The sequence below is a fragment of the Pseudomonas sp. R5-89-07 genome, assembly GCF_003851685.1.
Classification (GTDB): Bacteria; Pseudomonadota; Gammaproteobacteria; order Pseudomonadales; family Pseudomonadaceae; genus Aquipseudomonas.
The window spans coordinates 3,817,414-3,838,890 of record NZ_CP027727.1 but is presented as its reverse complement, the minus strand read 5'-3'; the positions used below and the strand labels follow the sequence as shown (position 1 = coordinate 3,838,890).

Genomic DNA, 21,477 nt, shown 5'->3' with positions numbered 1-21,477 from the left:
GCCCATGTTTACCCAACCTATCCGCCTGGCCGTGCTGACGCTTGCCATCGGCACCGCACCCCAGGTGTTCGCGGTGCAGCAGGTCGACCTCAGCCCGGACCGCCCGCGCATTCATGCGCCACGTAACGAAGCGGCCATCGCGCAAATCCCGCCGGGCTTCAAGTTCGCCCAGCCCGGCAAGTTCACCGTCGCCGTGTCCGGCGTGGCCGGGCCACCCCTGGCGCTGCTGGCCAGCGATGACAAGACCACCATCGGCAGCGAAGCCGACACCGCGCAGTTGGTGGCCGACAGCCTCGGCCTGCAACTCAACGTGGTGCAGACCAGTTGGGAGGACTGGCCCCTGGGCGTCAGTTCGGGCAAGTACGACGCGGTGATCAGCAACGTCACCGTGACCGAGGCGCGCAAGAAGCGGTTTGACTTCGCCACCTATCGACAGGATGTGCTCGGCTTTTACGTCAAGAGCACCAGCCCGATCAGCGAGATCAAGCAGGCCGCCGACATTGCCGGGCTGAAGATCATCGTCGGCTCCGGTACCAACCAGGAAAAGGTCTTGCTGGCATGGAACGAGGCGAACGAAAAGGCTGGCCTCAAGCCTGCGCTGCTGCAGTACTTCGATGACCAGGCCGCCGCGCAACTGGCGGTGCAGTCGGGGCGCAGCGATGCGCTGTTCGGGCCCAACTCGGTGTACGCCTATTCGGCGGCGATCACCGGCGGCATCAAGCGCGTCGGCACCGTCAACGGCGGCTGGCCGTTGCAGGCCGATATCGCCGTGACCACGCGCAAAGACAACGGCCTGGTCAAGCCGATCCACACCGCCCTTGAAGGTGCGATTGCCGGGGGGCAATACGCGCAAGTGTTGCAGCGTTGGGGCCTGGATGTGGAGCGCGTTGACCAATCGCTGATCAACCCACCTGGGCTGCCGGATTAGGAGTATCGAACATGGGACTGACACGACGTGAAGCACTGTCGAGCATCGCCGCAGTCGGCGGCGAAAAGGCGGCCGAGGATGCGCTGGCTGCACTGGGACTGGGGCCGTCTTCACACCGGCGGCCGCAACCGCTGAAACTCAAGGACGGCCTGGGGCAGGGCACCCGCGTGCTGGTACTGGGCGCCGGGATTGCCGGGCTGGTCACCGCGCTGGAACTGAAGCGGGCCGGGTTCACCGTGCAAGTGCTGGAGGCCCGCGACCGCGTGGGCGGACGCACCTGGACCCTGCGCCACGGCGACCGCGTGGACTACAAGGATGGCCGCTCGCAAACGGTGGCGTTCGATCCGGGCCAGTATTTCAATGCCGGCCCGGCGCGCATCCCCAGCCAGCATCGCACCATCCTCGACTATTGCAGCGAACTGGGCGTGCCGCTGGAGGTGCTGGTCAACAGCAGCCATGGCGCCCAGGTGCGGCCAGACCTGCAACAACCGGCGTTCACCGTCGGCCAGGCGGTCAACGATGCACGCGGGCATCTGTCCGGCCTGCTCGCCAAGGCGGTGCAGCGCGATGCGCTCGATGACGTATTGACCGTTGAGGAGCGCACGCGATTGCTCGCCTTCCTGCAGGTGTATGGCGACCTGTCCCAAGCATTGGCCTACGAAGGCAGCCTGCGCGCCGGCCACCTTGAATCGCCCGCACACCCCGGCGCACTGCCCGCCAGCGCGACGCCGATTGGCCTTGAGCGCCTGCTGCATCCCGAACTCTGGGGCGCGCTGCTGCACACTGAGTTCCCTGAGTTTTCAGCGACCATGTTTCAGCCGGTGGGCGGCATGGACCGTATCACCGAGGCGTTCTACCAGCGCGTGCGCGAGCAGGTGCAACTGGGCGCCCAGGTGCGGCAGATCCGCCAGTTGGAAGACGGCGTGGCGGTGACCTATCACGACCAGCACAGCGGCCGTGAGCAAGTGGTGCGCGCCGATTACCTGGTCTCCACCTTGCCGCTGCCGTTGCTGGCCAGACTCGACACCGATTTCAGCGACCCGATCAAGGCGGCCCTGCTCAGCACCCGCAGCGACCAGGCGACCAAAGTGGCGTGGCAATCGCCGCGCTTCTGGGAAAGCGATTACCGCACCTATGGCGGCCTGTCCTGGGTCGAGCACCCGGCGCGTTTGCTCTGGTACCCGAGCAACGACCTCAATACCCGCGAAGGCGTACTGGTGGCCGGTTACGTCACCGGGGAGGGCGCCGACGTGTTCGGCGCGCAGTCGCTTGACGCGCAATACGCCACCTCCCGGCAAGCCGTGGAACTGCTGCACCCAGGCTATTCCAGGCATCTGCGCCACCCGTTGGCGGTGTCCTGGGAACAGGTCCCCTACAGCGAAGGCCCGTGGCTGCAACGCGAGCATTTCCCGGCCGATGCCAGCGCGCTGCTGGAACAGGCCCACGGCCGCGTCTATTTCGCCGGCGACGGTCTGGTGCAAAGCGGCGTGGGTATTTGGCAGGAGTCGGCGGCCAATTCGGCGCGGCATGTGGTTGCGCAATTGGCGGAGCGCGTAACGCAACAGCGCCACAGCGCGGCATTGGCGGCGTCATGAGACTGCGCCGTCGTGGCGAGGGAGCTTGCTCCCGCTGGACTGCGTAGCAGTCCCAATCGTGTAAAGCCACGAGCGCGGCGAACCCTGACCCGGCCCCGCGGGAGCAAGCTCCCTCGCCACAAGGGGGAGGGGGCAGCCTTCGAGAGTTGTGTAGACATTCAATCAAGGAGCAACACCATGAGCGATAGCATCCAACGCACCAGCGTCGGCGATTTTCCCATCTCGCAAACCGTGACCGTGCCGGCCTCGGCCAGCCTGGTCTTTGTCAGCGGCACCTTGCCGGACCCGGCCGACCCGAACGTTCCCGGGGTTTACGGCGACACCGAAGTGCAGACGGTGTCGGTGTTCAACAAACTGCGCAAGATCCTCCGGCAGCAGGACCTCGACCTGGGCGATATCGTGCAGTTGCGAGTCTTCCTGGTCGGCGCCCCGGAAACCGACGGCAAGCTGGATTTCGCCGGGCTGCAGCGTGGTTACACGCAGTTTTTCGCCACTCCCGAGCAACCGAACAAGCCGGCGCGCACCGCGTTGCAGGTGGTGGCGTTGCCCCTGCCGGGGGCGCTGGTGGAAGTGGAGGCGGTGGCGGCCAGGGCGGGGTGAGTGGAGCGCAAGCGTCAAACAGTGAAGAGACCCGCGCGCGCGGTTACTGCTGCAACTGCAGCGCCTGCTGTTTGAACCTGCGCTTTTGCTCGAACGGCAGCTTCTCATTATCCCCATACGGCGCGCTGTACCAGTTGCCGTAACTCGGGTTGGGCAGCAGGAACCAGCGCTGCCCCAGCCAGTTCACATAGGGTTCGACGGCCTTGCGCTGGGCCGCCAGCGTGTTGTGTTCGGCTTGTACGAAATCCCCCAGGGAATCGCCGGCCATCAGCAACACCCGCGCATGGCTGGCGACCCATTGGCGTCGGCAGTTCTTGCCGTAGCCGGCGCTTTCGCAGTGGCCGGTGGGCGTGCTGGCTGCAAGGATCTGGTCATCGGCCTCAATCGGAAAACCGCGCAAGCGCAAGTTCCGCGCCGTGGCGGCAACCTGGCTGTGTTCGCGGTTGGTGAGGTAATAGACCTTGACGCCCTTTTGCCGGGCCGCTTGCAGAAACGCTACCGAACCCGGCAGGGCTCCAGCCTTGGCCTGGTCGACCCAGGTGTTCCAGCGGTCGTAGGAATACACCTGGTTGGTGAGAATGTCGCGGGCATTGAGCGGCACGTTGTCCAGCAGGGTTTCGTCGATATCCACCACCACAGCCGGGGGCAGCCCTTTCAACTCTCGCGCAGCAACGGGCAGGGCGTCCCAGGTCGGATCGGCCAGGGCGGCATCGAGCTGGCGCGTAGCGTTGGCAAAGAGCTGGCGGTAGATCAACTCGTGCTCGATGGAGGTCTGGGTCCAGAGCACGGCGTCCAGCTGGTCGTTGGCCGGTGGGGTTTGTTGGCAGCCGGTGAGGGCGATGGATAAAAGGCTGGCGGTGGCGAAAATCAGGTTACGCATGGTGAGGGCTCGCAGGTGGAAGCGGTTGCGTCTCAGGCGGTGCTTGGGATTCAAGGCTCCAATGCCTGGGTTGCCGCAGGGCGACATGGGTATCTACATAACTTTGACACGGCTCTGAACCTGTGGCGAGGGAGCTTGCTCCCGTGACGGCCCGGGAGCCGAAGCCGTGGTAGGGGCTTGCCCTAATGCCAGTCAGTCAAGCAAAAGGCCCTCTGTAGGAGCGAGCTTGCTCGCGAAAAACGTCTAGGCGACGCGTTAATCCTGAATAAACGCGGGGCGCCTGAGACTATGATCAAAAGCAAGATCAAGAGCGGCTCGCTTCGCATCGTGGTTACGGTTGGCTGCTATAGGTTGTGTCGATGCCTATGCGCATGGCGGCTTACTATCAGGCGAATAAACCCGGTTTTCCCTTGAACGTGAGCGAATACAGAGAAGCCCTCATCGAGCTCATCATGGAAGGCTTCTCTGGCGAGCAAGCCTATTCGATGACGCTTCGCCAAATGGGCTGAGCATCCTCGTCAACCGTCCAGTGAGGCTGACCTGGTTCAATGCAGATGCCCCCAACCCAGCGAACGTGTGAGCTGTGGTCGGGCCAATAGGCGTTTGCGTCGAGCACTTCAAGACCTAACGCAGTCAATGCCAAGCGCCGCCGAGGCCACTCAAGATGCGTCTCGGTTTGCACCAGCAACGGCTGGTCGCCATTGATCAACGGCCGCAACAACGCATGAAACATCATGTCACCCAGAAACGGCAGCGGTTCGCGCTTGGCCATCAGTTCTGCGAATACCCGGCCAAATGGCACTGGCCCGGCATCGGCGATGTAGCTCAGGGCCAGCCGTTCGGTCAGGGACAAGCCATCCTGCGATCCAGGCAACTCCTGCAACTGGCGCAGCAGCGCCGGAGCGAGAAAGGGCAGGGCGCGATGGTTTCCGTGAGCCAATTGCGCCCATTGCAAAGGTGAGTGGCTGCAGTACGCCGTCCACGCCTGTTTGGCCAGTTGTATCGCGGCCTCATCGATTATGCGTCGCTGCGGCCAGAGCCAGGCGAGTACATCGGGAGCCAATTGGCCGATCCCGATAAAGCGCTCGACGCCGGGAATATGGTCCACTTCAATCAGTTCAAGTTTAGGCGGTAGCCGTTCAAGACCCGCCAAGGCGCGAACCAGAAACAGCTGGTCGTAGGCATCCGCTTCGCACCACAGCACACTGTGCTGCGCTGTAGCCAGGGTTTGGAGCTGGGCATATTCATCGGCCAATCGCCGCGCCACGTCAGTTGCGTTCAAGCCGAATGCGCGGCTGATGAAGGCTCCGCGCAGGGTTTGGTATTCACCGCCAGGCAGGTCGCGTACCGGGCCCATGCACAGCGGGTCGGTCAGCATCCTGAATTGCCCGTTGAACCCCGCCAGTTGTAGGCTGTGGGCGATGTCATTGCCGCACCGCCAGTGAGTGGTGCGGGCTTCGTCGCTGGCAATGAAATCTGGGTGGCGTGCGGCGAAATCAAGGGCCTCGACATGGGCCTTGAGCTTGGACCAACTGCTGAAGCCTAACTGTCTGGCGATGTGCCATTGGGCTTGGGACAAGGCTGCGCCGGGGTCCTGGTGTTTAAGCTGCGCCAACAGTTCCTTGGCGCGTTTGCGCTGCTGCTCAAGGTTGAGGCGACCGTTGGTATTGGAGGCAAAAGGGGGATGTGACATACGAGCTCCTTGCACAAACCTTTTCCGCTTTAAGGTTGGGAGTCGTAGAAATGAGGTGCAGCTGTGTGTCTTGGGCGCAGCCCTTTCCGCGGAAGGTGGCGTAGAGAGCGCCAGGCGCAAAATATAGGCAGTGCGGCGCTCAATTGCAATCTCAGACGGGCTCGTCGGGCTTGCGATCAATCCAATGGGTCTTGATGCCTTTGGCCCAGGCCACCGTATAAAAACAACTGAGGAGCACAATGCCCCACTGTTCGGCATTGATCGACGACCAGAACCAGAACGGCTGGCCGGCCATACCGAACAGGCAGGCGTAGCGGCGTACGTTCAGACGTTTGCTTTGGCTGAACCAGATGGCGACCACCCCGAGGGCGGCGATCATGATTTGTGCGATCAACGCTGTCTCCTTGATCAAGGTGAGAGGGCACAAGCCCCTCCCACCTATCGATCTGCTGTATCGCAGCAGGGCTATTTGTCCTTGCGCGCATCCATGGTTTTCTGGTGCTCGGCAAGGAACGGTTGCTCCGCCGGATCAAAGCGATCGATCCCTGCGGTGAACCGATGCCAGTACGGGTACAACGGCTGGCGGCGCGTCACGGCTTCGATGCGTGAAGACTGCTCCTCAGTCAGCTTCAACTCCGTGGCCGCCAGGTTGTCACGCAGATGGGCCTCGGTGCGGGCGCCGACGATCAGCGAGGTGATCCCTGGGCGGTCCTTGAGCCACGCCAGGCAGGTGCGCGCCACCGAGACTCCGTGTTCATCGCCCACGGCGGCCAGGGTTTCGATGATGTCCAGCGCGCGTTCCGGGTCATGCACATAGGGTTCTGGCCAGTCACTGCCCTGGCGGGTATCGGCCGGTGGTTTTTGCCCACGGCGGGTCGAGCCGGTCAGCAGGCCTTCACCCATCGGCCCCCACACCAGCGTGCCGACCTGTTGGTCCAGCGCCAGCGGCAGCAGCTCGTACTCGGCTTCGCGGGACTCGGGGGTGTAGTAGATCTGCTGGGTGATCGGTTTGAGCATGCCGTGCAGCTCGGCCTTGCCCAGGGTTTTCATCATCTGCCAGGCGGTGAAGTTGCTGGTGCCGAAGTAGCGGATCTTGCCTGAGCCGACCAGCAGGCGCAGGGCTTCGAGCGTCTCTTCGATGGGCGTCAGGCCGTCCCAGTTATGCAGTTGGTACAAGTCGATATGGTCGGTGCCCAGACGCTTCAAGCTGGCTTCACAGGCGCGAATCAGGTGATAGCGCGATGAGCCGGAATTGTTCGGGTTCTGGTCCACCGGGCTGCGGCCCTTGGTCGCCAGCAGGATGTCGTTGCGCTTGTCGCCCAGGGCTTTACCGACCACTTCCTCGGCCAGGCCATGGGAGTAGAGGTCGGCGGTGTCGATCATATTCACCCCGGCCTCGAACGCAATATCGAACATGCGCCTGGCCTGGGGTACGTCCACCGCACCGCATTTTGCGAACTCGGCGCGACCGCCAAAGGGCACGGTGCCCAGGATGATTTCCGAAACCAGCAGGCCGGAATGACCCAGTTGTCGGTATTGCATGTTGCCTCCTACTTTGCGTTGCACGTGAAGGTGTGAACGACAGGGGGGGCGATAGTTTGAATTTTTTCATGAAATCTTCGGGCGTCTGCCGCACCATTGCCGTCATAGGATTTGACAGGAACGCCGTGTCCATGAGCGCATTGATAGAAACCCGCGCGCTTACGCGCCTGGATGAGCGGCGCCAGGTGGCCTTGCTCCAGCCGACCGATTTTGCCTTGAGACCGGCTGACCGCGTGTCGATCACCGGTCCCTCCGGCTCCGGAAAAAGCGTGTTCCTGCGCGCGCTGGCCTTGCTCGATGCACCTACTTCCGGGCAGGTACTGTGGAACGGCCAGATGATCGCTAATGCACAAATTCCGCACTATCGCAGCCATATCAGCTACCTGTCCCAGCGTCCGGCACTGCTCGACGGCACCGTGGAGGACAACCTGCGTTTCCCGTTCAGCCTCAAGACCCTGCGCCCACGGACTTTCGATCTGCAGGCGGTCACCCGGCTGCTCGAACACGCCGGCAAGGCGCCAGATTTTCTCGACAAGAACGCCGCAGACCTGTCCGGAGGCGAGTCCCAGGTGGTTTCCCTGGTGCGCACCTTGCAACTCAACCCCGAAGTGCTGCTGCTCGATGAACCTACCGCGGCCCTCGATCCCAGCTCCGCCCGTGACGTGGAAGTGTTGATCGATGCCTGGTTTGCCCATGCATCCGGCCGCGCCTATATCTGGGTGTCCCATGACCTGGAACAGGCCCGACGCATGAGCGACATCCACATGCAGATGAGTGCCGGGGTGTTGAACGGAGTGTCCCCGCCATGAATTATCAAAACCTGACCGCGCTGGACATGGCCATCGCCGCCTCGCTGATCCTGATCAATGGCGCGCTGTCACTGCTGTTGCGCCTGGGCCTGGAGCGCCAATTGCTGTGGGCGGCGGTGCGCACCGTGGTGCAACTGTTGGCGATCGGTTACCTGCTGGGCTGGGTGTTCGCGTTCGCCTATTGGTACGTGGTACTGCCGCTGATGTGCGCCATGACCCTGATCGCCGGTCTCTCGGCGGCGGGGCGTGGGCGGCGTACCTATCGGGGCCAGCGCGTCGACAGCATTGTGTCGGTGTGGGGCAGCTCATGGCTGGTCACGGCGGTGGGCCTGTTTGCTGTGATCCGCATCCACCCCTGGTATGAACCGCAGTACGCGATCCCGATCCTCGGCATGATCCTCGGCAACACCCTGACCGGCGTTTCCTTGGGCATAGAGCGCATGACCCAGGAACTGGCCGCGGGTCGCAACACCATCGAGATGATCCTGGCCCTCGGCGGCTCGCGTTGGGAAGCGGCGCAGCAAGCCATCCGCCAGGCCGTGCGCGCCGGGATGATCCCCACGCTCAACCAAATGACCGTAGTCGGCATCGTCAGCCTGCCCGGCATGATGACCGGCCAGGTGCTGGCCGGGGAAAGCCCGGTGCATGCGGTGCGGTATCAGATCGTGATTATGTTTTTGATCGCGGCGGCATCGGCGTTGGGCACGGTAGGGGCAGTGCTGCTGACGTATCGGCGGTTGTTTTCGCGCAGTCATCGGTTTTTGCGGGAACGGTTGGAAGAGCGCGCTTGAATGGCGATGTTGTTGCAAGTGCTGTAGGAAAAGTCTTTGGCGTGTGTATTAATAATTAAACCCTGACGTAGTTTGTGGGCGTTCTGACAGGAAGTTCTTACATATATTTGTCCAAATGAATAAATGGGTATTTTGCCCGTGCCTACCTATCCGTTTTGCTAGCTATTATTTTTTCAGGTGATTTGCTAGCGTCTACAGCTACCACAAAGGGCGCAGGGGCTTGGAAATGGAGCTGAAGGATATTGGCAATACACCGCTAGTTGAATTGGCGACGCTTTCCGAAAATGGGAATAGGGTCTTTTCCAAATGCGAGTTTCTGAATCCTTCCGGAAGTCATAAGGATCGAACGTATCTAAATATTGTGAGCCGACTGGAAGAAGCTCGAATTATTACGCCGGGTATGACGCTGATTGACTGCTCTACTGGGAATGGAGGCGCCGCACTGGCCTGGATCGGCAGATTAAAAGGCTATAAAGTAAAGATATTTATGCCTGAAGGTATGACTGAGGAGCGGAAAGCGCAGATACGCTCTTATAATGCTGAAATAGTAGAAACTCCAAAAGAATTGTTCTTGTCGGGTTCAGTGTTCCAGGCGAAAGCTTATTTGTCGGAAAACTCGTCTGAGAATTGCTATTATCTGGATCAGTCCAGTTGTTTGTTGAATAAAGACGGTTGGAGGGGCTGTGGTAGTGAAATAATTAGACAGTTAAGTGTGCAGAACATCGCACCCGATTTTTTTGTGTGTTCAATCGGCACAGGGGGCACATTCTCTGGTATTGCTGAGACGTTAAAGCACGCGTATGACGAAATTAAAACGATAGCGTTGGAAGTTAACAGTTCTGCGCCTTTGTTCTCGCAGAGAAATAAGCTGCCGTTTAATCATCGCCCCCACAATCTAATGGGGCTAGGCGCGGGCGTAATGTCGCCTAATACTGTTCCCGATTTAGTTGATGAGGTAAGAGTGATTGATGGCGCTGACGCGTGGTCTCGAATGAAACATTTCATTAAGGCAGAAAAGCTCCCCATCGGACCAACCTGTGGCGCTAACCTGCTGATGTGTGATGAGCTCGTTCGAACGCTCAAAAACAAGACCATAGTTACCGTGTTTTTTGACAGTTCGTGGAAGTATGCGAGCCGTTGGGATGGGCTTTATCCTGAGTACAGTGAGGTGAACTATGTTGCTGGAAGAGATTTATAGAAAAGCCAACGTCGTATGGTCAGGAAAATCACTCACCACCGTGAATGAGTTTACTGATCAGATACCTGCATTGCGGCCAGAAGTTCTAATGGAGGTTGCTCATAAAGTAATCAAGGTAATGAGTCATGATATCTCGAAAATTGTCACAGAGGAGGATAAGGGTGTGGCACTGGCGACCACTATCTCTCTGTTAACAGGCATTCCCTTAGCCATAGCGAGGTGGTATTCCTATAGTCTTGGTGGTCTCAATGAGCAAGTGGTTGTTATTGAATCGGAATATTTTCAAGGGCAGCTCTATCTCAATGGAGTAGAGGTAGGTGATCGAGTCATTATTATAGATGACACATTAAGTTCTGGTGGTGCGGTCATTGCGTTGGTCGAGGCTGTAAAAGCGGCTGGGGGTGAATTGGTAGACATCGTATGCGCTGTAGAGAAGGTTGGAAACGGTGGGGCGGATAATGTAAAGAGAGCGACGGGACTTACCGTTAAAACAATTATGAAAGTGACGGTTAGCGAAGGCGGGGTGAGCATTGAATGAAAACAGTCGAGCGTGCGCGGGTGGTTAAATGGTAATGCAACGCACCGGGTTGATCATCGGCTTGGTGTTTTGCTTGATCAGCGCGGCGTTCGACGTCTATGTCGCGTTGATCACCCAATCTATCAGCACGCTGAACGTTATCTTTTATTGTTTCATCACGTCAGCCTGTTTTTTTGGTGCTTGGGCGTTCTTTCGAAATACGCGTTCAGTGTGTTCAAAATTAAGCGCCCAATGGCGATTGGTCGTTATGGTCAATCTTGCGGTTTTACTCAATTGGGGCGGGCTGTTCTATGCACTGCGTTACTTGGAACCTGCCGTAGTCGGGGTCGCCTCGGTAGCCTGTGGTCCTGCGCTCACGTTGATTATTTCGTGGCTTAACAAACGTAGCGTCCAGGTTGCGCTCGCGGATGCGTTGGTTTCATGGCTAGTGCTTATCTCGGTAGCGATCATGTTGTTCAATTCCTTTATGGGGGACAGCGGTGTAGTCACCACCACCGATGGGCAGCGGGCGCTGGGTATTGCTAGCATATTGGCGTGTGCGTTGGGCACGGTCATATACACGGTTTTTTCCAAGGAAATGTTCGCTCGCCAGTGGTCTGTCTACGAAATTCTGGGTATTAGGAACATCGCAATGGTTGGCGTTTGTGCCGTTGCAATTCCTGCTACGGGGGGCAGTTTTTTACTTGATCGTGAATTGATTCCGTCTATGGCGGTGCTGGTAGTGTTAGGGCATTTGCTGCCCATTTACCTGATCCAGAAAACTATCTATTACCTCACGCCTATTCACGTTTCACTGGTATTGCTGACGCTTCCTGTATTTGTCTTGTTGCTCCAGTACATGGATGCGAGAGTTGAATTTTCCGTCGCCAGCGTCGCAGCGGTTACTGTGATTGTTTTTTTGCTGTTGGGTAGATCATTGCATGCATTGGAAAGGGAGGTTGTATGAGAGTCGTCATGGTCGATGGGTTTTCATCCGGAAAGTTCTTGGCGAAGCGATTAAAGGATGAAGGCTGCGTACTGGTGCATGTGGCTTCATCAGAAATGTTTGATAGCTACTATTACAAGGGCTTTGACTGTGCGCTCTATGAGCAGATGATCGTCAATAGTGACATTGCAGCGACTTTGGCGAAAGTCCAACGCTTCAAACCGCAGTTCATCCTTGCAGGCGCAGAAACGGGTGTGCTCCTGGCTGACCATCTGAATGAGCGATTGCAACTGCCTTATCGCAATCATTTTGACAAAACCAACGCGCGACGAAACAAGTACGAAATGATCCAGTGCATAACCCAGGCGCAATTGCCGGCTGCACGGCAGTTCATTGCTGGCTGTTGGGAGGATGCTCAACATTGGATTGATGAGCACGGACGTTTTCCGGTGGTCATCAAACCCCTCGAAAGCGCAGGCGCCGATGGTGTGTTTATCTGTGAAGATAGGCACGCCTGCAAGGCTGCTGCGCAGCGTCTATTGGGGACGACCAATAAGTTGAATATTCCTAACACCCAGATCCTCATTCAGGAATACCTGGCGGGGCTGGAGTATGTGGTGAATATGGTCTCCCTCAACGGGCAACAGCTTGTTACCGAAGTCGTACGTTACCAAAAGCAGCGGACGTCGACCGGCGGCATTCTCTACGACATCGATGAACTGATGGGGTCCGATTCACCGTTTTATGCAGTGCTCGTCGACTACACGCGAGCAGTGGTGCGGTGTCTCGGCATTCAAAACGGTCCCAGCCATGCGGAAATAATGCTCACCGAAGACGGGCCGAAATTGGTGGAAATTGCCGCCCGTACCGACGGCATTCTTCGACCAGACGTCTCAAGGAAAACTACCGGCCTTGGGCAGATCGACGCAGTGGTTTTATCCCTCCTGCAGCCGGAGGTATTTCAGCAACGGTTGGCGAGTAAGGTTGATTATCGGCGTCTGCGACATACCTACAACGTTTGCTTGATCAACCGCTCAGAGGGCCGTTTCGAAAAGGATGGTTTTTTGCAGCAACTGCTCAAGCTTGAGTCGTTTTTCGAGGCAGTGTTTTACGTTGAAAGCGGCCAGCCGATAGGTGTAACTCAGGATGTATTCAGTCAGCCGGGCACGGTGTATCTGGTTCATGCCGACCCAGTAGTGATCGAGGCGGATTACCGCAGGATTCGCACGCTCGAATTGCAGGGCGCATATTTGGCTGCCGACTAGCAGCGTCAGTGCGGAATCGCATTATTGTTTCATTAGATGAAATGCTGGATTGTACAATCTGGTAATTCCACTGACGGTTGGTACATAAGAACATTGCAGTCATCGACACGATATTCGGTCGACAACGCCCTGGAGTCCGTCATGCCCGCAATCAAACTGTATGGTTTCCCCCTGTCCGGCCACTCCCATCGGGTCGAGCTGATGCTGTCCCTGCTGGGCCTGCCCATGGAATTTATCTTGGTGGACCTCAAGCAAGGCGCGCATAAATCGCCCGAATTCGTCACCACCCTTAACCGCTTCGGCCAAGTGCCCGTGATCGACGATGGCGGGACGATACTGGCAGACTCCAACGCCATCCTGGTCTACCTGGCGGCCACCTACGACAACGGCCAGTGGCTGCCCACAGACCCGGTCGGGCAGGCACGGGTGCAGCGTTGGCTTTCGGCGGCGGCCGGTCAGTTGCATACCGGGCCTGCCACGGCGCGATTGGCCACGGTGTTTGGTGCCGACGTGGACGCGGGCCTCGCCATCAACCGCGCCCATGCACTGCTGAACGTGATGGAGCAGCAACTGGGCGAAAGCCATTTTCTGGCCGGCGAGCAGCCGAGCATTGCCGATATTGCGTTCTATACCTACACAGCCCATGCGCCGGAAGGCAATGTGTCGCTGGCCGACTATCCTCAAGTGCGCGCCTGGCTCGCCAGCATTGAAGCCCTGCCGGGTTTCGTCGGCATGCCGCGCACGGCGGCGGGTCTGCAGTCACAGTAACCAGCAAGGGGCGCCGATGGACCGTTTTCATGAAATGCAGGTGTTCCTTGCGGTGGCCGACGAGGAAGGTTTCGCTGCCGCCGCGCGGCGTCTGAACACCTCGCCGCCCAGCGTGACCCGGGCGATTGCCGCCATGGAACAACGCATCGGCACCCAACTGCTGTCGCGCACCACTCGCAGTCTGCACCTGACCGAAGCCGGGCAGCGTTACCTGCAAGACTGTCGGCGCATCCTGGCCGAGCTGGACGAGGCCGAGGAAGCGGCGGCGGGCAGTTATTCGATTCCCTGCGGGCAATTGAGCGTGACCGCGCCGGTGCTGTTTGGCGAGCTGTTCGTGGCGCCGGCACTGGGCGACTATCTCGACCGTTTTCCGCAGGTGAATATCAATGCCCTGCTGGTCGACCGTGTGGTCAACATGAGCGACGAAGGCGTCGACGTGGCCGTGCGTATCGGCCATTTGCACGAGCCGGGGCAGCAGGCGATCACCGTCGGTGAGGTGCGCCGGGTGGTGTGCGCATCGCCCGCGTATCTCGAGCTGCACGGGCGGCCCCTGCGGCCCGAACAGTTGCGTGACGCGAAGATCGTTACCTCTTCCTCCAGCCAATTGGTCAGTGAATGGGCGTTTGTCGACGGCGACCAGCCGCTGACGGTGCCTATCGAGCCACGCCTGGTGGTTACCGCGAACAATGCAGCGATCAACCTGGCACGCCTGGGCTGGGGCATGACGCGGGTGCTGTCCTATCAGGTGGCGGCAGCGGTGGCGGCGGGTGAGCTGGAGATTGTGCTGGAGGCTTTCGAGCCGGCGGCGCTGCCGATCCAGGTGGTGTTCCAGAACAACGGTCGAGTGCCGGCCAAGGTCCACAGTTTTGTCGATTTCCTTGCCCAGCGCCTTGGGCGGGACGTGGCCCTGAATCCGGCGTCGAAGCCGCGCCGCTGATGGAACGTTATCGCGATATGCAGTTGTTCGCGGCGCTGGCCGACCAACCGAGCCTGGCGGCGGCAGCGCGTGTTGCGCGGGTCTCCGGCCCGACCCTGGTGCGGGCGATTGCCCGTCTGGAAGCGCGTTTGCGCGTGATGTTGTTGCAGCGCAGTACCCGCGGGGTCAGCCTGACTGACGCGGGCAATGCCTATATGGCTGACTGTGTGCGGCTGCTGGCGGCGGTGGAGGCGGCTGAAGCCTCGGCCAAGGGGCTGCATAGCCAGGCCCAGGGCAATCTGCGGGTATTCTTGCCGTTGCTGTTCAGCCGCTATGTCATGGCGCCGGTACTGGCCGCGTATATGGACCGTTACCCGCAGGTGCGCCTGGTCGCCCACTACCACGACTACTACCCGAACCTGCACGAAGAAGGGCTGGACGTGGCGGTGCTGGTGGGCGAGTTGCCCAGCTCGTCGCTGATCGCACGGCCGGTGGGGCATGTGCGGCATATCCTCTGCGCCAGTCCCGGCTATCTTGCCGCCCACGGCGAGCCTATGCATCCCGATGCCCTCAAGCAGCATCATCTGATCGCCAGCACCGACCCGGCGCAGTGGGACTTCCCGCACTATCAGCTCAAGGCCCGCGCACGTCTGCGCTGCGCTACGGTGCAAGGCGCAATCAATGCCGCTGTGCAGGGAGCGGGGGTGATTCGTTGCCTGAGTTATCCGGTTCATGATCACCTGATGAGCGGCCAACTGCGCCGTATCCTGCCAGCCTTTGAACTGCCACCGGAGCCGGTGCAGGTGGTGTACCGAGAAGGTCGCCATGCGCCCATGCGCGTGCGCAGTTTTGTCGATGACTGTGTCGCGGCGTTGCGCGCGCACCCGGCATTTCAGCTGGCGTAACAGTGGATTGCCTGGGGTGGGCATTCTCTCCACGACGGCGTAGGTGCAGCATCCAGGTATCCAACCAGAGGTGGTCGCCATGAACTCGATCGAACAATCCCCTTGGCATGCCGGCGAACGGCATTTGCAGGACAGTGCCGGCGTGGCTGAACGCATGGCCGTGATCGGTCCCAAAGTCATACGCGATCATCTGCCGGAGCAGCATCGCGATTTCTATCCCTTGCTGCCTTACCTGATGCTGGGCGCGGTAGATGAACAGGGCATCCCATGGGCGACAATGCTGGAAGGTGCGCCAGGGTTCGCGCATTCGCCTGATCCGCAGCGGTTGCAGATCGACAGTCTGCCCGCCAAAAGCGACCCCGCCCGGGCTGGGCTAACGGCCGGCGCGGCTGTTGGCGTGCTCGGCATCGACTTGAACACACGCCGTCGCAATCGCATGAATGGTCGCATTGGCGCGCTGGATCACGACGGCTTTGCGGTGGAGGTGGTGCAAAGCTTCGGCAACTGCCCTAAATACATCCAGCTGCGCCCCGTCGATACCGTTGCGCGCAAACCTGGCAGCGTGGCCGAGCGCAGCGACAGCCTGGATGGCGCTGCACGCAAGATGATCCGCAGCGCCGACACGTTCTTCGTCGCCAGCTATGTCGACCTGCACGGTGAACGCTCGGTGGATGTTTCCCATCGCGGCGGCAACACCGGTTTCGTGCGGGTCGAGGGCAATGTGCTGACCATTCCGGATTTTGCCGGCAACCTGTTCTTCAATACCCTCGGTAATCTGCAAGCCAACCCGGTGGCGGGGTTGTTGTTCATCGATTTCGAATCGGGGGACGTGCTGCACGTGGCGGGGCGTACCTCGCTGATCCTCAGCGGGCCGCAAGTGGCCGAGTTCGACGGGGCGCAGCGGTTATGGACGGTGACTGTGGAACAGGTGGTCCACCGTCCGGCAGCGCTGGCCTTGCGTTGGCAGTTCGCCGAGTTTTCGCCTCATAGCCTGGCGATGGGCCGCTGGTAGCCAGGCGCAGTCTGCCCGGCACAGGAAATCAAAAATGTGGGAGGGGGCTTGCCCCCGATAGCGGCGGTTCAGCTGGCTCATTTGTGGCTGATGCACCGCCATCGGGGCAAGCCCCCTCCGACACTGGACCTAGGTGTTAGTTAAATCTGCGGCTGATTGATAATCTTCATCAATGCTCAATACCGAATCATCACCGACTTAAGCTCGGTGTAATCTTCGATAAACGCACTGCCAAACTCCCGCCCGACCCCCGACGAACGACGCCCGCCAAACGGTACTGCCGGGTCGAGCAAGGTGTGCATGTTCACCCACAGGGTGCCGGCGTTGATGGCCGGGATCATGCGCAGGGCCTTGCCCAAATCGTTGGTCCACAGGCTTGCGCTCAAGCCGTGGGGCCCCTGGTTCATCAGCGTCAGCAATTCTTCTTCGCTGTCGTAGGGCAGGAAGGTGGCGATGGGGCCGAAGGTTTCTTCGTTGAGCAGGGTGTCGTGGGGGCTGTTGGCGAGGATCACGGTGGGCTCGACGTAGCAGCCGGGGCGGTCGAGGAGGGTGCCGCCATGAATGATGGTGTTGTTTTCGGCGCGGGCCTGGTTGAAGTAACCGAGCAGTTTTTGCCGGTGCTGCTGATGCGTCACCGGGCCGAATTCGGTGCTCTCGTCCAGGGGCGAGCCGATGGTCAGGCGGCTTAGGCGCGTCTTGAGTTTTTCCAGTACAGCGTCGATCTGCGAGCGGTGCACATAGAAACGTTCGGCCGCCGCGCAGATTTGCCCGGAGTGTAAAAAGCCGGCTTCGATGATGCCGTCCACCGCTTTGTCCACGTCCATGTCGCGCAGGAAGCCAGCGGCATTCTTGCCGCCCAGTTCCAGGGTGGCGCGGGTCAGGCCGGCCCCCATGGCGCTACGGCCCACGGCAATGCCGGTCGGCACCGAACCGGTGAACGAAACCTTGTGGGTGCCGGGATGCTCCACTAGGCCCCTGCCGACGTGCCCGCCGCCGGTCAGCACGTTGAGCACGCCCGCCGGCAACCCTGCTTCTGTGCCCAGCTCGGCGATGCGCAGGAGGGTCAACGGCGTGAACTCGCTGGGCTTGATGATGATGCTGCAGCCCGTTACCAGAGCCGAGGCGAGTTTCCAGATGGCGATCATGGTCGAGAAATTCCATGGCACGATGCCCACCACCACGCCGACCGGTTCGCGCAGGGTAAAAGCGCTGTAGCGCTCGCCGTTGAACGAAGGCAGCGACGGCGTCAGCGTCTCGCCGCTGAGTTTGGTTGCCCAGCCGGCGTAATACCGCAGGAAGTGCGCGGCCTGATCGACCTCGAACGCACGGGCTATCTGGATGAGCTTGCCCGACTGGCAGGTCTCGATCTGTGCCAGTTCTTCGCGGTTTTGCTCCAGCAGGTCGGCGAGCTTGAGCAGCACGTTACCACGCGTTGCGGGGGCGGCCTGGGACCACAGCTCAAAGCCGCGGTTGGCGGAGGCGACTGCGGCGTCGACATCCGCCAGGTCTGCATCGGTGACATGGGCGATCACCTCGCCATTGGCCGGGTTGGTGACGGCGATCGTCTGGCTCGAATGGCTGTGTACGCTGGCGCCGTCGATAAACAGCCCATGGCGGCGGCGTAGAAAGGCCTCGACTTGCGGTAACAACGGAATATCACTCATGACAGGTTCCTGGCAGTTCACTCAGTGTGAACCCAAGGGTAACGAGCGTGCCTGGAGCCAGCTTGACTGTGCCTGCCAAGCGTTATGCCTGTGTCTGCCGAGCCTTTGAAAAGTACAATCTTGCCTGCGGAACGTGCATTTTCGGTAGGGGGCATGCGTTCGATACTGGCCCTGCATCCGGCGCCGTTCCTCCCTGTGGAACGTCGGCCGGACCTCCAATAATAAGCAGGGCCGTCCATGAAAAAGCCAAACCCGCTGCTCGAAGACCTCAAACCCCTCTTGCCCGTCATCGCCGCGAACGCCACGCGAGCCGAGCAGGAGCGCAAGGTGCCGGATGAAAACATTGCGTTGCTCAAAAGCATCGGCCTGCATCGCGCGTTTCAGCCCAAGGCCTTTGGCGGCCTGGAGTTGTCGCTGCCCGCGTTCGCCGACTGCATTGCCGCACTCGCCGGCAGTTGCGCCAGCACCGCCTGGGCCATGAGCCTGCTGTGCACCCACAGCCATCAACTGGCGCTGTTCTCGGCCAGGCTGCAGGAGGAAATCTGGGGCGCCAACCCGGATGCCACCGCCAGCAGCAGTATCGCGCCATTTGGGCGCGTCACCGAGGGCGAGGGCGGGGTGTATTTCAGCGGCGAGATGGGCTGGAGCAGCGGCTGCGATCACGGAGAGTGGGCGATTGTCGGCTGTCGCCGGCCGAATGCCAAAGGCGGCCAGGACTACTGCTTCGCCGTATTGCCACGCAGCGACTACCAGATCCGTGACGATTGGCATGCCGCAGGCATGAAGGGCAGCGGTACCAAGACCTTGATCATCGACCACGCCTGGGTGCCCGAGCACCGTATCCAGAAGGCCAGGGACATGATGGAAGGCAAGTCTGCCGGCTTTGGCCTCTACCCCGACAGTCAGATTTTCTACGCGCCCTATCGGCCGTATTTTGCCAGTGGCTTTTCCACCGTCAGCCTCGGGGTGGCCGAGCGCATGCTCGAGGTGTTCCGCGAAAAAACCAGCACCCGCGTGCGCGCCTACACCGGCGCTGCGGTGGGCGCGGCTACGCCTGCGCTGATGCGCCTGGCGGAATCCACACACCAGGTGGCCGCTGCCCGTGCCTTCCTGGAAAAGACCTGGCAGGAACACGCCGAACACAGCGCCGCGCACCGTTACCCCAGCCGCGAAACCCTGGCGTTCTGGCGCACCAACCAGGCCTACGCGACCAAAATGTGCATCGAAGCGGTGGACCGCCTGTTCGCCGCGGCGGGCGGCAATGCCTGGTTCGAACACAACGAAATGCAGCGCCTGTTCCGCGATTCCCATATGACCGGTGCCCATGCCTACACCGATTACGACGTCTGCGCGCAGATTTTGGGCCGCGAGCTGATGGGCCTGGAGCCGGACCCGAGCATGGTCTGACCGCGTTTTTCCCCACACCAATCAGGGCGGCCCATCGAGGCCACCCGGGAGTCTTGCATGCCTGATATTTTCGACCCGCGCGCCTTTCGCCGTGCCTTGGGCAATTTCGCCACCGGTGTCACCGTCGTCACTGCCGCCACCGCCTCCGGGCGCAAGGTGGGCGTGACCGCCAACAGCTTCAATTCGGTTTCCCTCGATCCGCCGCTGGTGCTGTGGAGCATCGACAAACGCTCCAACAGCCACGCCGTGTTCGAGGAGGCCAGCCACTTTGCGGTGAATGTATTGGCCGCTGACCAGGTGCACCTGTCGAATAATTTTGCGCGCCCTCGCGAAGACCGTTTTGCCTTGATCGAATACGAACCGGGGGAGGGCGGCTCGCCGGTGTTCGCCGATTGCTCGGCGCGTTTTCATTGTGAGAAATACCAGCAGATCGATGGCGGCGACCATTGGATCATGATCGGCAAGGTGGTGGCGTTCGATGATTTTGGCCGTGCGCCGTTGTTGTATCACCAGGGCGCTTATGCCCAAGTCCAGGCGCTACGTCCGTGCGCGCCCGAGACGGCTCAGAACGGTACGGCAACCACCAACTGACTGTACAGATTGGTGCCGTTGCCACCGGCCTGGTTACCGCCGGTTTGTGCCTCTTTATTGGGCTTGTACAGGCCGAGCAGCGGCGTGATGATCAGGTGCTCGTCCACCGCCCATTCGGCGTACAGGTCCAGCTCGCGGCCATCCAGGTTCAACTGGCCGCGGGTGCTGACCGTCTTGTAGTCAAAGAACAGCGCGCCGAGGGTGACGCTCTCCAGCGGCTTGAGCTTGAGCGCCACGTGCTGCACCGCCGTGTTGCTGTTGAAGGGGCCTGAGTAGTTACCCGCCACTTCGCCCTGCACCCAGGTGCCGTAGCCGCGATTGAAGCCTGAGAACATCGCGTCCCAGTTTTTTGAATAGCGCGCGTAGCGGTAGGTCAGGTCCGGTGACCCTGGCAGGTTGACGAAGGTGTAGCCGGCTTCGGCATAGCCGGCGTTTTGCTGGCTGTCGCGGCGGTCCTGGCGCGCCAGTTCGAAGGCGAAGTGCGCATTGTCGATGCCGACGCTGCCGCTGCCACGCACGCTGTAAAGGTTCATGCCTTTGCGCTGGCGCTGCAGGTCGGTGGCGAAGCGCTGATCTACGTCGATCCCGTGAATATACGTCAGCCCCAGGGTGCCCGGCGCGGCACTGTATTCCAGGCTGCCGGCGGCCATTTCAGTCAGGGCCTGGGCGCGGTTGTCGGACTTGATCCACATCAGGCTGGCGTGCACGCCGTCCTTGCCGCCAAGGCGGATCACTGCGGTTTTATCGAAGGCATGGCGCGCAGCGATGTAATAGGCGCCGCCGCGATTGAACTCACCCTCGCCCACGCCATTGCCCAGGTTGGGGCCGTCGTCGTTGAGGATAAAGCCGTCGCCGAGCATGATGACTTGCCGACCGAACGACAGGTCCACGCCGTCCTTGCCCAACGCTGGGAACAGCTCGCCGGAACGCCAGCCGGCGAAGGCTTCGTCAAACTTGGTGGTGCGCTCGGTGCCGTTGGTCAGCCCGGCCGCATCGCCATCGCCCCAGGTGCCGGAACTCACCAGATTCGCCGTGCCGTACACGCCACCCAGGTTGCCCAGGCTTTGCTCCACGCTCAGGCCGTATTTGATGAATGCTTCGCGCCAGGTCGAGCCGCCCCTGCGGCCATCGTAGTTTTTCGGGCTGTTGAACATTCCGTACACGGCCAGGAAGTTACCGCTGACCTGGGTGTCGGCGTCCGCATATAACGGGAGGGCTTGCGCCTGGCCGGCCAGCAATACAACACCGAGGCCGACCGCCTGGCGCAAGCGACGGTTTTTCAGAGTGTGCTCCATTGTTATTGTCCTCAAGCTTGGTTCAGAGTGAGGGCGCATTAGGGCGAGCAGGCACACCGCAAGTCTTTCATTTGCGTGCCAGCCAATTGACCCTGGCCGCCAGGCGACAAGGCGTGGCAGGCAGCAACAAAACCGGCGGCAGACAGGGGCAAGAC

General features: G+C 60.4%; 21 protein-coding genes and 1 pseudogene. 16 read left to right on the top strand and 6 right to left on the bottom strand.

The window, feature by feature from the left end:
• Positions 1 to 4 precede the first annotated feature (4 nt).
• From C4J94_RS17500 to C4J94_RS17490, 3 genes are all read left to right on the top strand, one after another.
• Positions 5 to 928, top strand: coding sequence for an ABC transporter substrate-binding protein (locus C4J94_RS17500; protein WP_124387328.1), 924 nt, complete (start codon positions 5 to 7; stop codon positions 926 to 928).
• A gap of 11 nt (positions 929 to 939) precedes the next feature.
• A complete protein-coding gene (locus C4J94_RS17495) occupies positions 940 to 2,523 on the top strand; it encodes an FAD-dependent oxidoreductase (RefSeq protein WP_124387327.1) in 1,584 nt (527 codons plus the stop codon).
• Positions 2,524 to 2,700: 177 nt separating this feature from the next.
• Positions 2,701 to 3,123 (top strand): RidA family protein, encoded by a 423-nt coding sequence (locus C4J94_RS17490; protein WP_124387326.1) that lies wholly within the window; start codon positions 2,701 to 2,703, stop codon positions 3,121 to 3,123.
• A gap of 43 nt (positions 3,124 to 3,166) precedes the next feature.
• Here C4J94_RS17490 and C4J94_RS17485 read toward each other — a convergent pair whose 3' ends face one another.
• Positions 3,167 to 4,003, bottom strand: a complete 837-nt coding sequence (locus tag C4J94_RS17485) for a 5'-nucleotidase, lipoprotein e(P4) family (RefSeq protein WP_124387325.1) — start codon at positions 4,001 to 4,003, stop codon at positions 3,167 to 3,169.
• Positions 4,004 to 4,362: 359 nt separating this feature from the next.
• Between C4J94_RS17485 and C4J94_RS27655 the strand changes: the two genes are divergently transcribed.
• On the top strand, positions 4,363 to 4,512 hold the full coding sequence (locus tag C4J94_RS27655; RefSeq protein WP_164485592.1) for a hypothetical protein: 150 nt from the start codon (positions 4,363 to 4,365) through the stop codon (positions 4,510 to 4,512).
• Here C4J94_RS27655 and C4J94_RS17480 read toward each other — a convergent pair.
• The 3 genes from C4J94_RS17480 to C4J94_RS17470 form a co-directional block, all read right to left on the bottom strand.
• Positions 4,482 to 5,696, bottom strand: a complete 1,215-nt coding sequence (locus C4J94_RS17480; RefSeq protein ID WP_124387324.1) for a DUF1835 domain-containing protein — start codon at positions 5,694 to 5,696, stop codon at positions 4,482 to 4,484. The genes C4J94_RS27655 and C4J94_RS17480 overlap by 31 nt on opposite strands.
• A gap of 151 nt (positions 5,697 to 5,847) precedes the next feature.
• On the bottom strand, positions 5,848 to 6,090 hold the full coding sequence (locus tag C4J94_RS17475) for a hypothetical protein (RefSeq protein ID WP_124387323.1): 243 nt from the start codon (positions 6,088 to 6,090) through the stop codon (positions 5,848 to 5,850).
• 71 nt (positions 6,091 to 6,161) lie between these two features.
• Positions 6,162 to 7,238: an aldo/keto reductase gene (locus tag C4J94_RS17470; RefSeq protein ID WP_124387322.1), complete on the bottom strand. Its 1,077-nt coding sequence runs from the start codon at positions 7,236 to 7,238 to the stop codon at positions 6,162 to 6,164.
• A 131-nt stretch (positions 7,239 to 7,369) separates the two neighbouring features.
• Here C4J94_RS17470 and C4J94_RS17465 point away from each other — a divergent pair, with 131 nt between their 5' ends.
• The 10 genes from C4J94_RS17465 to C4J94_RS17420 all read left to right on the top strand — a co-directional run bounded on the left by C4J94_RS17465 (position 7,370) and on the right by C4J94_RS17420 (position 16,365).
• A complete protein-coding gene (locus C4J94_RS17465) occupies positions 7,370 to 8,047 on the top strand; it encodes an ATP-binding cassette domain-containing protein (protein ID WP_124387321.1) in 678 nt (225 codons plus the stop codon).
• Positions 8,044 to 8,838, top strand: coding sequence for an iron export ABC transporter permease subunit FetB (gene fetB, locus C4J94_RS17460; protein ID WP_124387320.1), 795 nt, complete (start codon positions 8,044 to 8,046; stop codon positions 8,836 to 8,838). Before C4J94_RS17465 ends, fetB begins: the two co-directional genes overlap by 4 nt.
• A 226-nt stretch (positions 8,839 to 9,064) precedes the next feature.
• Positions 9,065 to 10,036: a cysteine synthase family protein gene (locus C4J94_RS17455; RefSeq protein WP_124387319.1), complete on the top strand. Its 972-nt coding sequence runs from the start codon at positions 9,065 to 9,067 to the stop codon at positions 10,034 to 10,036.
• A complete protein-coding gene (locus C4J94_RS17450) occupies positions 10,014 to 10,574 on the top strand; it encodes a phosphoribosyltransferase family protein (protein ID WP_124387318.1) in 561 nt (186 codons plus the stop codon). The genes C4J94_RS17455 and C4J94_RS17450 overlap by 23 nt, the downstream gene beginning before the upstream one ends.
• 28 nt (positions 10,575 to 10,602) lie before the next feature.
• On the top strand, positions 10,603 to 11,520 hold the full coding sequence (locus C4J94_RS17445; RefSeq protein ID WP_256657546.1) for a DMT family transporter: 918 nt from the start codon (positions 10,603 to 10,605) through the stop codon (positions 11,518 to 11,520).
• Entirely contained in the window at positions 11,517 to 12,764 is a 1,248-nt protein-coding gene (locus tag C4J94_RS17440; protein ID WP_124387317.1) for an ATP-grasp domain-containing protein, read from the top strand. The genes C4J94_RS17445 and C4J94_RS17440 overlap by 4 nt, the downstream gene beginning before the upstream one ends.
• A 141-nt stretch (positions 12,765 to 12,905) precedes the next feature.
• Positions 12,906 to 13,532 (top strand): glutathione S-transferase family protein, encoded by a 627-nt coding sequence (locus tag C4J94_RS17435; protein ID WP_124387316.1) that lies wholly within the window; start codon positions 12,906 to 12,908, stop codon positions 13,530 to 13,532.
• A gap of 16 nt (positions 13,533 to 13,548) precedes the next feature.
• Positions 13,549 to 14,469, top strand: a complete 921-nt coding sequence (locus C4J94_RS17430; RefSeq protein WP_124387315.1) for a LysR family transcriptional regulator — start codon at positions 13,549 to 13,551, stop codon at positions 14,467 to 14,469.
• Positions 14,469 to 15,353: a LysR substrate-binding domain-containing protein gene (locus C4J94_RS17425; protein WP_124387314.1), complete on the top strand. Its 885-nt coding sequence runs from the start codon at positions 14,469 to 14,471 to the stop codon at positions 15,351 to 15,353. Before C4J94_RS17430 ends, C4J94_RS17425 begins: the two co-directional genes overlap by 1 nt.
• Before the next feature lie 79 nt (positions 15,354 to 15,432).
• Positions 15,433 to 16,365: a pyridoxamine 5'-phosphate oxidase family protein gene (locus tag C4J94_RS17420; RefSeq protein WP_124387313.1), complete on the top strand. Its 933-nt coding sequence runs from the start codon at positions 15,433 to 15,435 to the stop codon at positions 16,363 to 16,365.
• A 176-nt stretch (positions 16,366 to 16,541) separates the two neighbouring features.
• On the opposite strand, the gene C4J94_RS17415 is transcribed toward C4J94_RS17420, so the two are convergent.
• Positions 16,542 to 18,029 (bottom strand): aldehyde dehydrogenase family protein, encoded by a 1,488-nt coding sequence (locus C4J94_RS17415; RefSeq protein ID WP_124387312.1) that lies wholly within the window; start codon positions 18,027 to 18,029, stop codon positions 16,542 to 16,544.
• A 237-nt stretch (positions 18,030 to 18,266) separates the two neighbouring features.
• On the opposite strand from C4J94_RS17415, the gene C4J94_RS17410 reads away from it, so the two are divergent.
• Positions 18,267 to 19,436 (top strand): p-hydroxyphenylacetate 3-hydroxylase oxygenase component, encoded by a 1,170-nt coding sequence (locus C4J94_RS17410; protein ID WP_124387311.1) that lies wholly within the window; start codon positions 18,267 to 18,269, stop codon positions 19,434 to 19,436.
• 57 nt (positions 19,437 to 19,493) lie between these two features.
• A pseudogene (locus tag C4J94_RS17405) lies at positions 19,494 to 19,967 on the top strand (flavin reductase family protein); the annotation flags it as partial.
• A gap of 32 nt (positions 19,968 to 19,999) precedes the next feature.
• Here the strand turns inward: C4J94_RS17405 and C4J94_RS17400 are convergent.
• Positions 20,000 to 21,322 carry a hypothetical protein gene (locus C4J94_RS17400; protein ID WP_124387309.1) on the bottom strand — a complete coding sequence of 441 codons (1,323 nt, stop codon included), beginning with the start codon at positions 21,320 to 21,322 and terminating at the stop codon, positions 20,000 to 20,002.
• Between the last annotated feature and the right edge of the window lie 155 nt (positions 21,323 to 21,477).

Bases quoted from the DNA above. Each gene is read 5' to 3' on its own strand.
- C4J94_RS17500 (WP_124387328.1), top strand. From the start codon at position 5: ATGTTTACCCAACCTATCCGCCTGGCCGTGCTGACGCTTGCCATCGGC.
- C4J94_RS17495 (WP_124387327.1), top strand. From the start codon at position 940: ATGGGACTGACACGACGTGAAGCACTGTCGAGCATCGCCGCAGTCGGC.
- C4J94_RS17490 (WP_124387326.1), top strand. From the start codon at position 2,701: ATGAGCGATAGCATCCAACGCACCAGCGTCGGCGATTTTCCCATCTCG.
- C4J94_RS17485 (WP_124387325.1), bottom strand. From the start codon at position 4,003: ATGCGTAACCTGATTTTCGCCACCGCCAGCCTTTTATCCATCGCCCTC.
- C4J94_RS27655 (WP_164485592.1), top strand. From the start codon at position 4,363: ATGCCTATGCGCATGGCGGCTTACTATCAGGCGAATAAACCCGGTTTT.
- C4J94_RS17480 (WP_124387324.1), bottom strand. From the start codon at position 5,696: ATGTCACATCCCCCTTTTGCCTCCAATACCAACGGTCGCCTCAACCTT.
- C4J94_RS17470 (WP_124387322.1), bottom strand. From the start codon at position 7,238: ATGCAATACCGACAACTGGGTCATTCCGGCCTGCTGGTTTCGGAAATC.
- C4J94_RS17465 (WP_124387321.1), top strand. From the start codon at position 7,370: ATGAGCGCATTGATAGAAACCCGCGCGCTTACGCGCCTGGATGAGCGG.
- fetB (WP_124387320.1), top strand. From the start codon at position 8,044: ATGAATTATCAAAACCTGACCGCGCTGGACATGGCCATCGCCGCCTCG.
- C4J94_RS17455 (WP_124387319.1), top strand. From the start codon at position 9,065: ATGGAGCTGAAGGATATTGGCAATACACCGCTAGTTGAATTGGCGACG.
- C4J94_RS17450 (WP_124387318.1), top strand. From the start codon at position 10,014: ATGTTGCTGGAAGAGATTTATAGAAAAGCCAACGTCGTATGGTCAGGA.
- C4J94_RS17445 (WP_256657546.1), top strand. From the start codon at position 10,603: ATGGTAATGCAACGCACCGGGTTGATCATCGGCTTGGTGTTTTGCTTG.
- C4J94_RS17440 (WP_124387317.1), top strand. From the start codon at position 11,517: ATGAGAGTCGTCATGGTCGATGGGTTTTCATCCGGAAAGTTCTTGGCG.
- C4J94_RS17435 (WP_124387316.1), top strand. From the start codon at position 12,906: ATGCCCGCAATCAAACTGTATGGTTTCCCCCTGTCCGGCCACTCCCAT.
- C4J94_RS17430 (WP_124387315.1), top strand. From the start codon at position 13,549: ATGGACCGTTTTCATGAAATGCAGGTGTTCCTTGCGGTGGCCGACGAG.
- C4J94_RS17425 (WP_124387314.1), top strand. From the start codon at position 14,469: ATGGAACGTTATCGCGATATGCAGTTGTTCGCGGCGCTGGCCGACCAA.
- C4J94_RS17420 (WP_124387313.1), top strand. From the start codon at position 15,433: ATGAACTCGATCGAACAATCCCCTTGGCATGCCGGCGAACGGCATTTG.
- C4J94_RS17415 (WP_124387312.1), bottom strand. From the start codon at position 18,029: ATGAGTGATATTCCGTTGTTACCGCAAGTCGAGGCCTTTCTACGCCGC.
- C4J94_RS17410 (WP_124387311.1), top strand. From the start codon at position 18,267: ATGAAAAAGCCAAACCCGCTGCTCGAAGACCTCAAACCCCTCTTGCCC.
- C4J94_RS17400 (WP_124387309.1), bottom strand. From the start codon at position 21,322: ATGGAGCACACTCTGAAAAACCGTCGCTTGCGCCAGGCGGTCGGCCTC.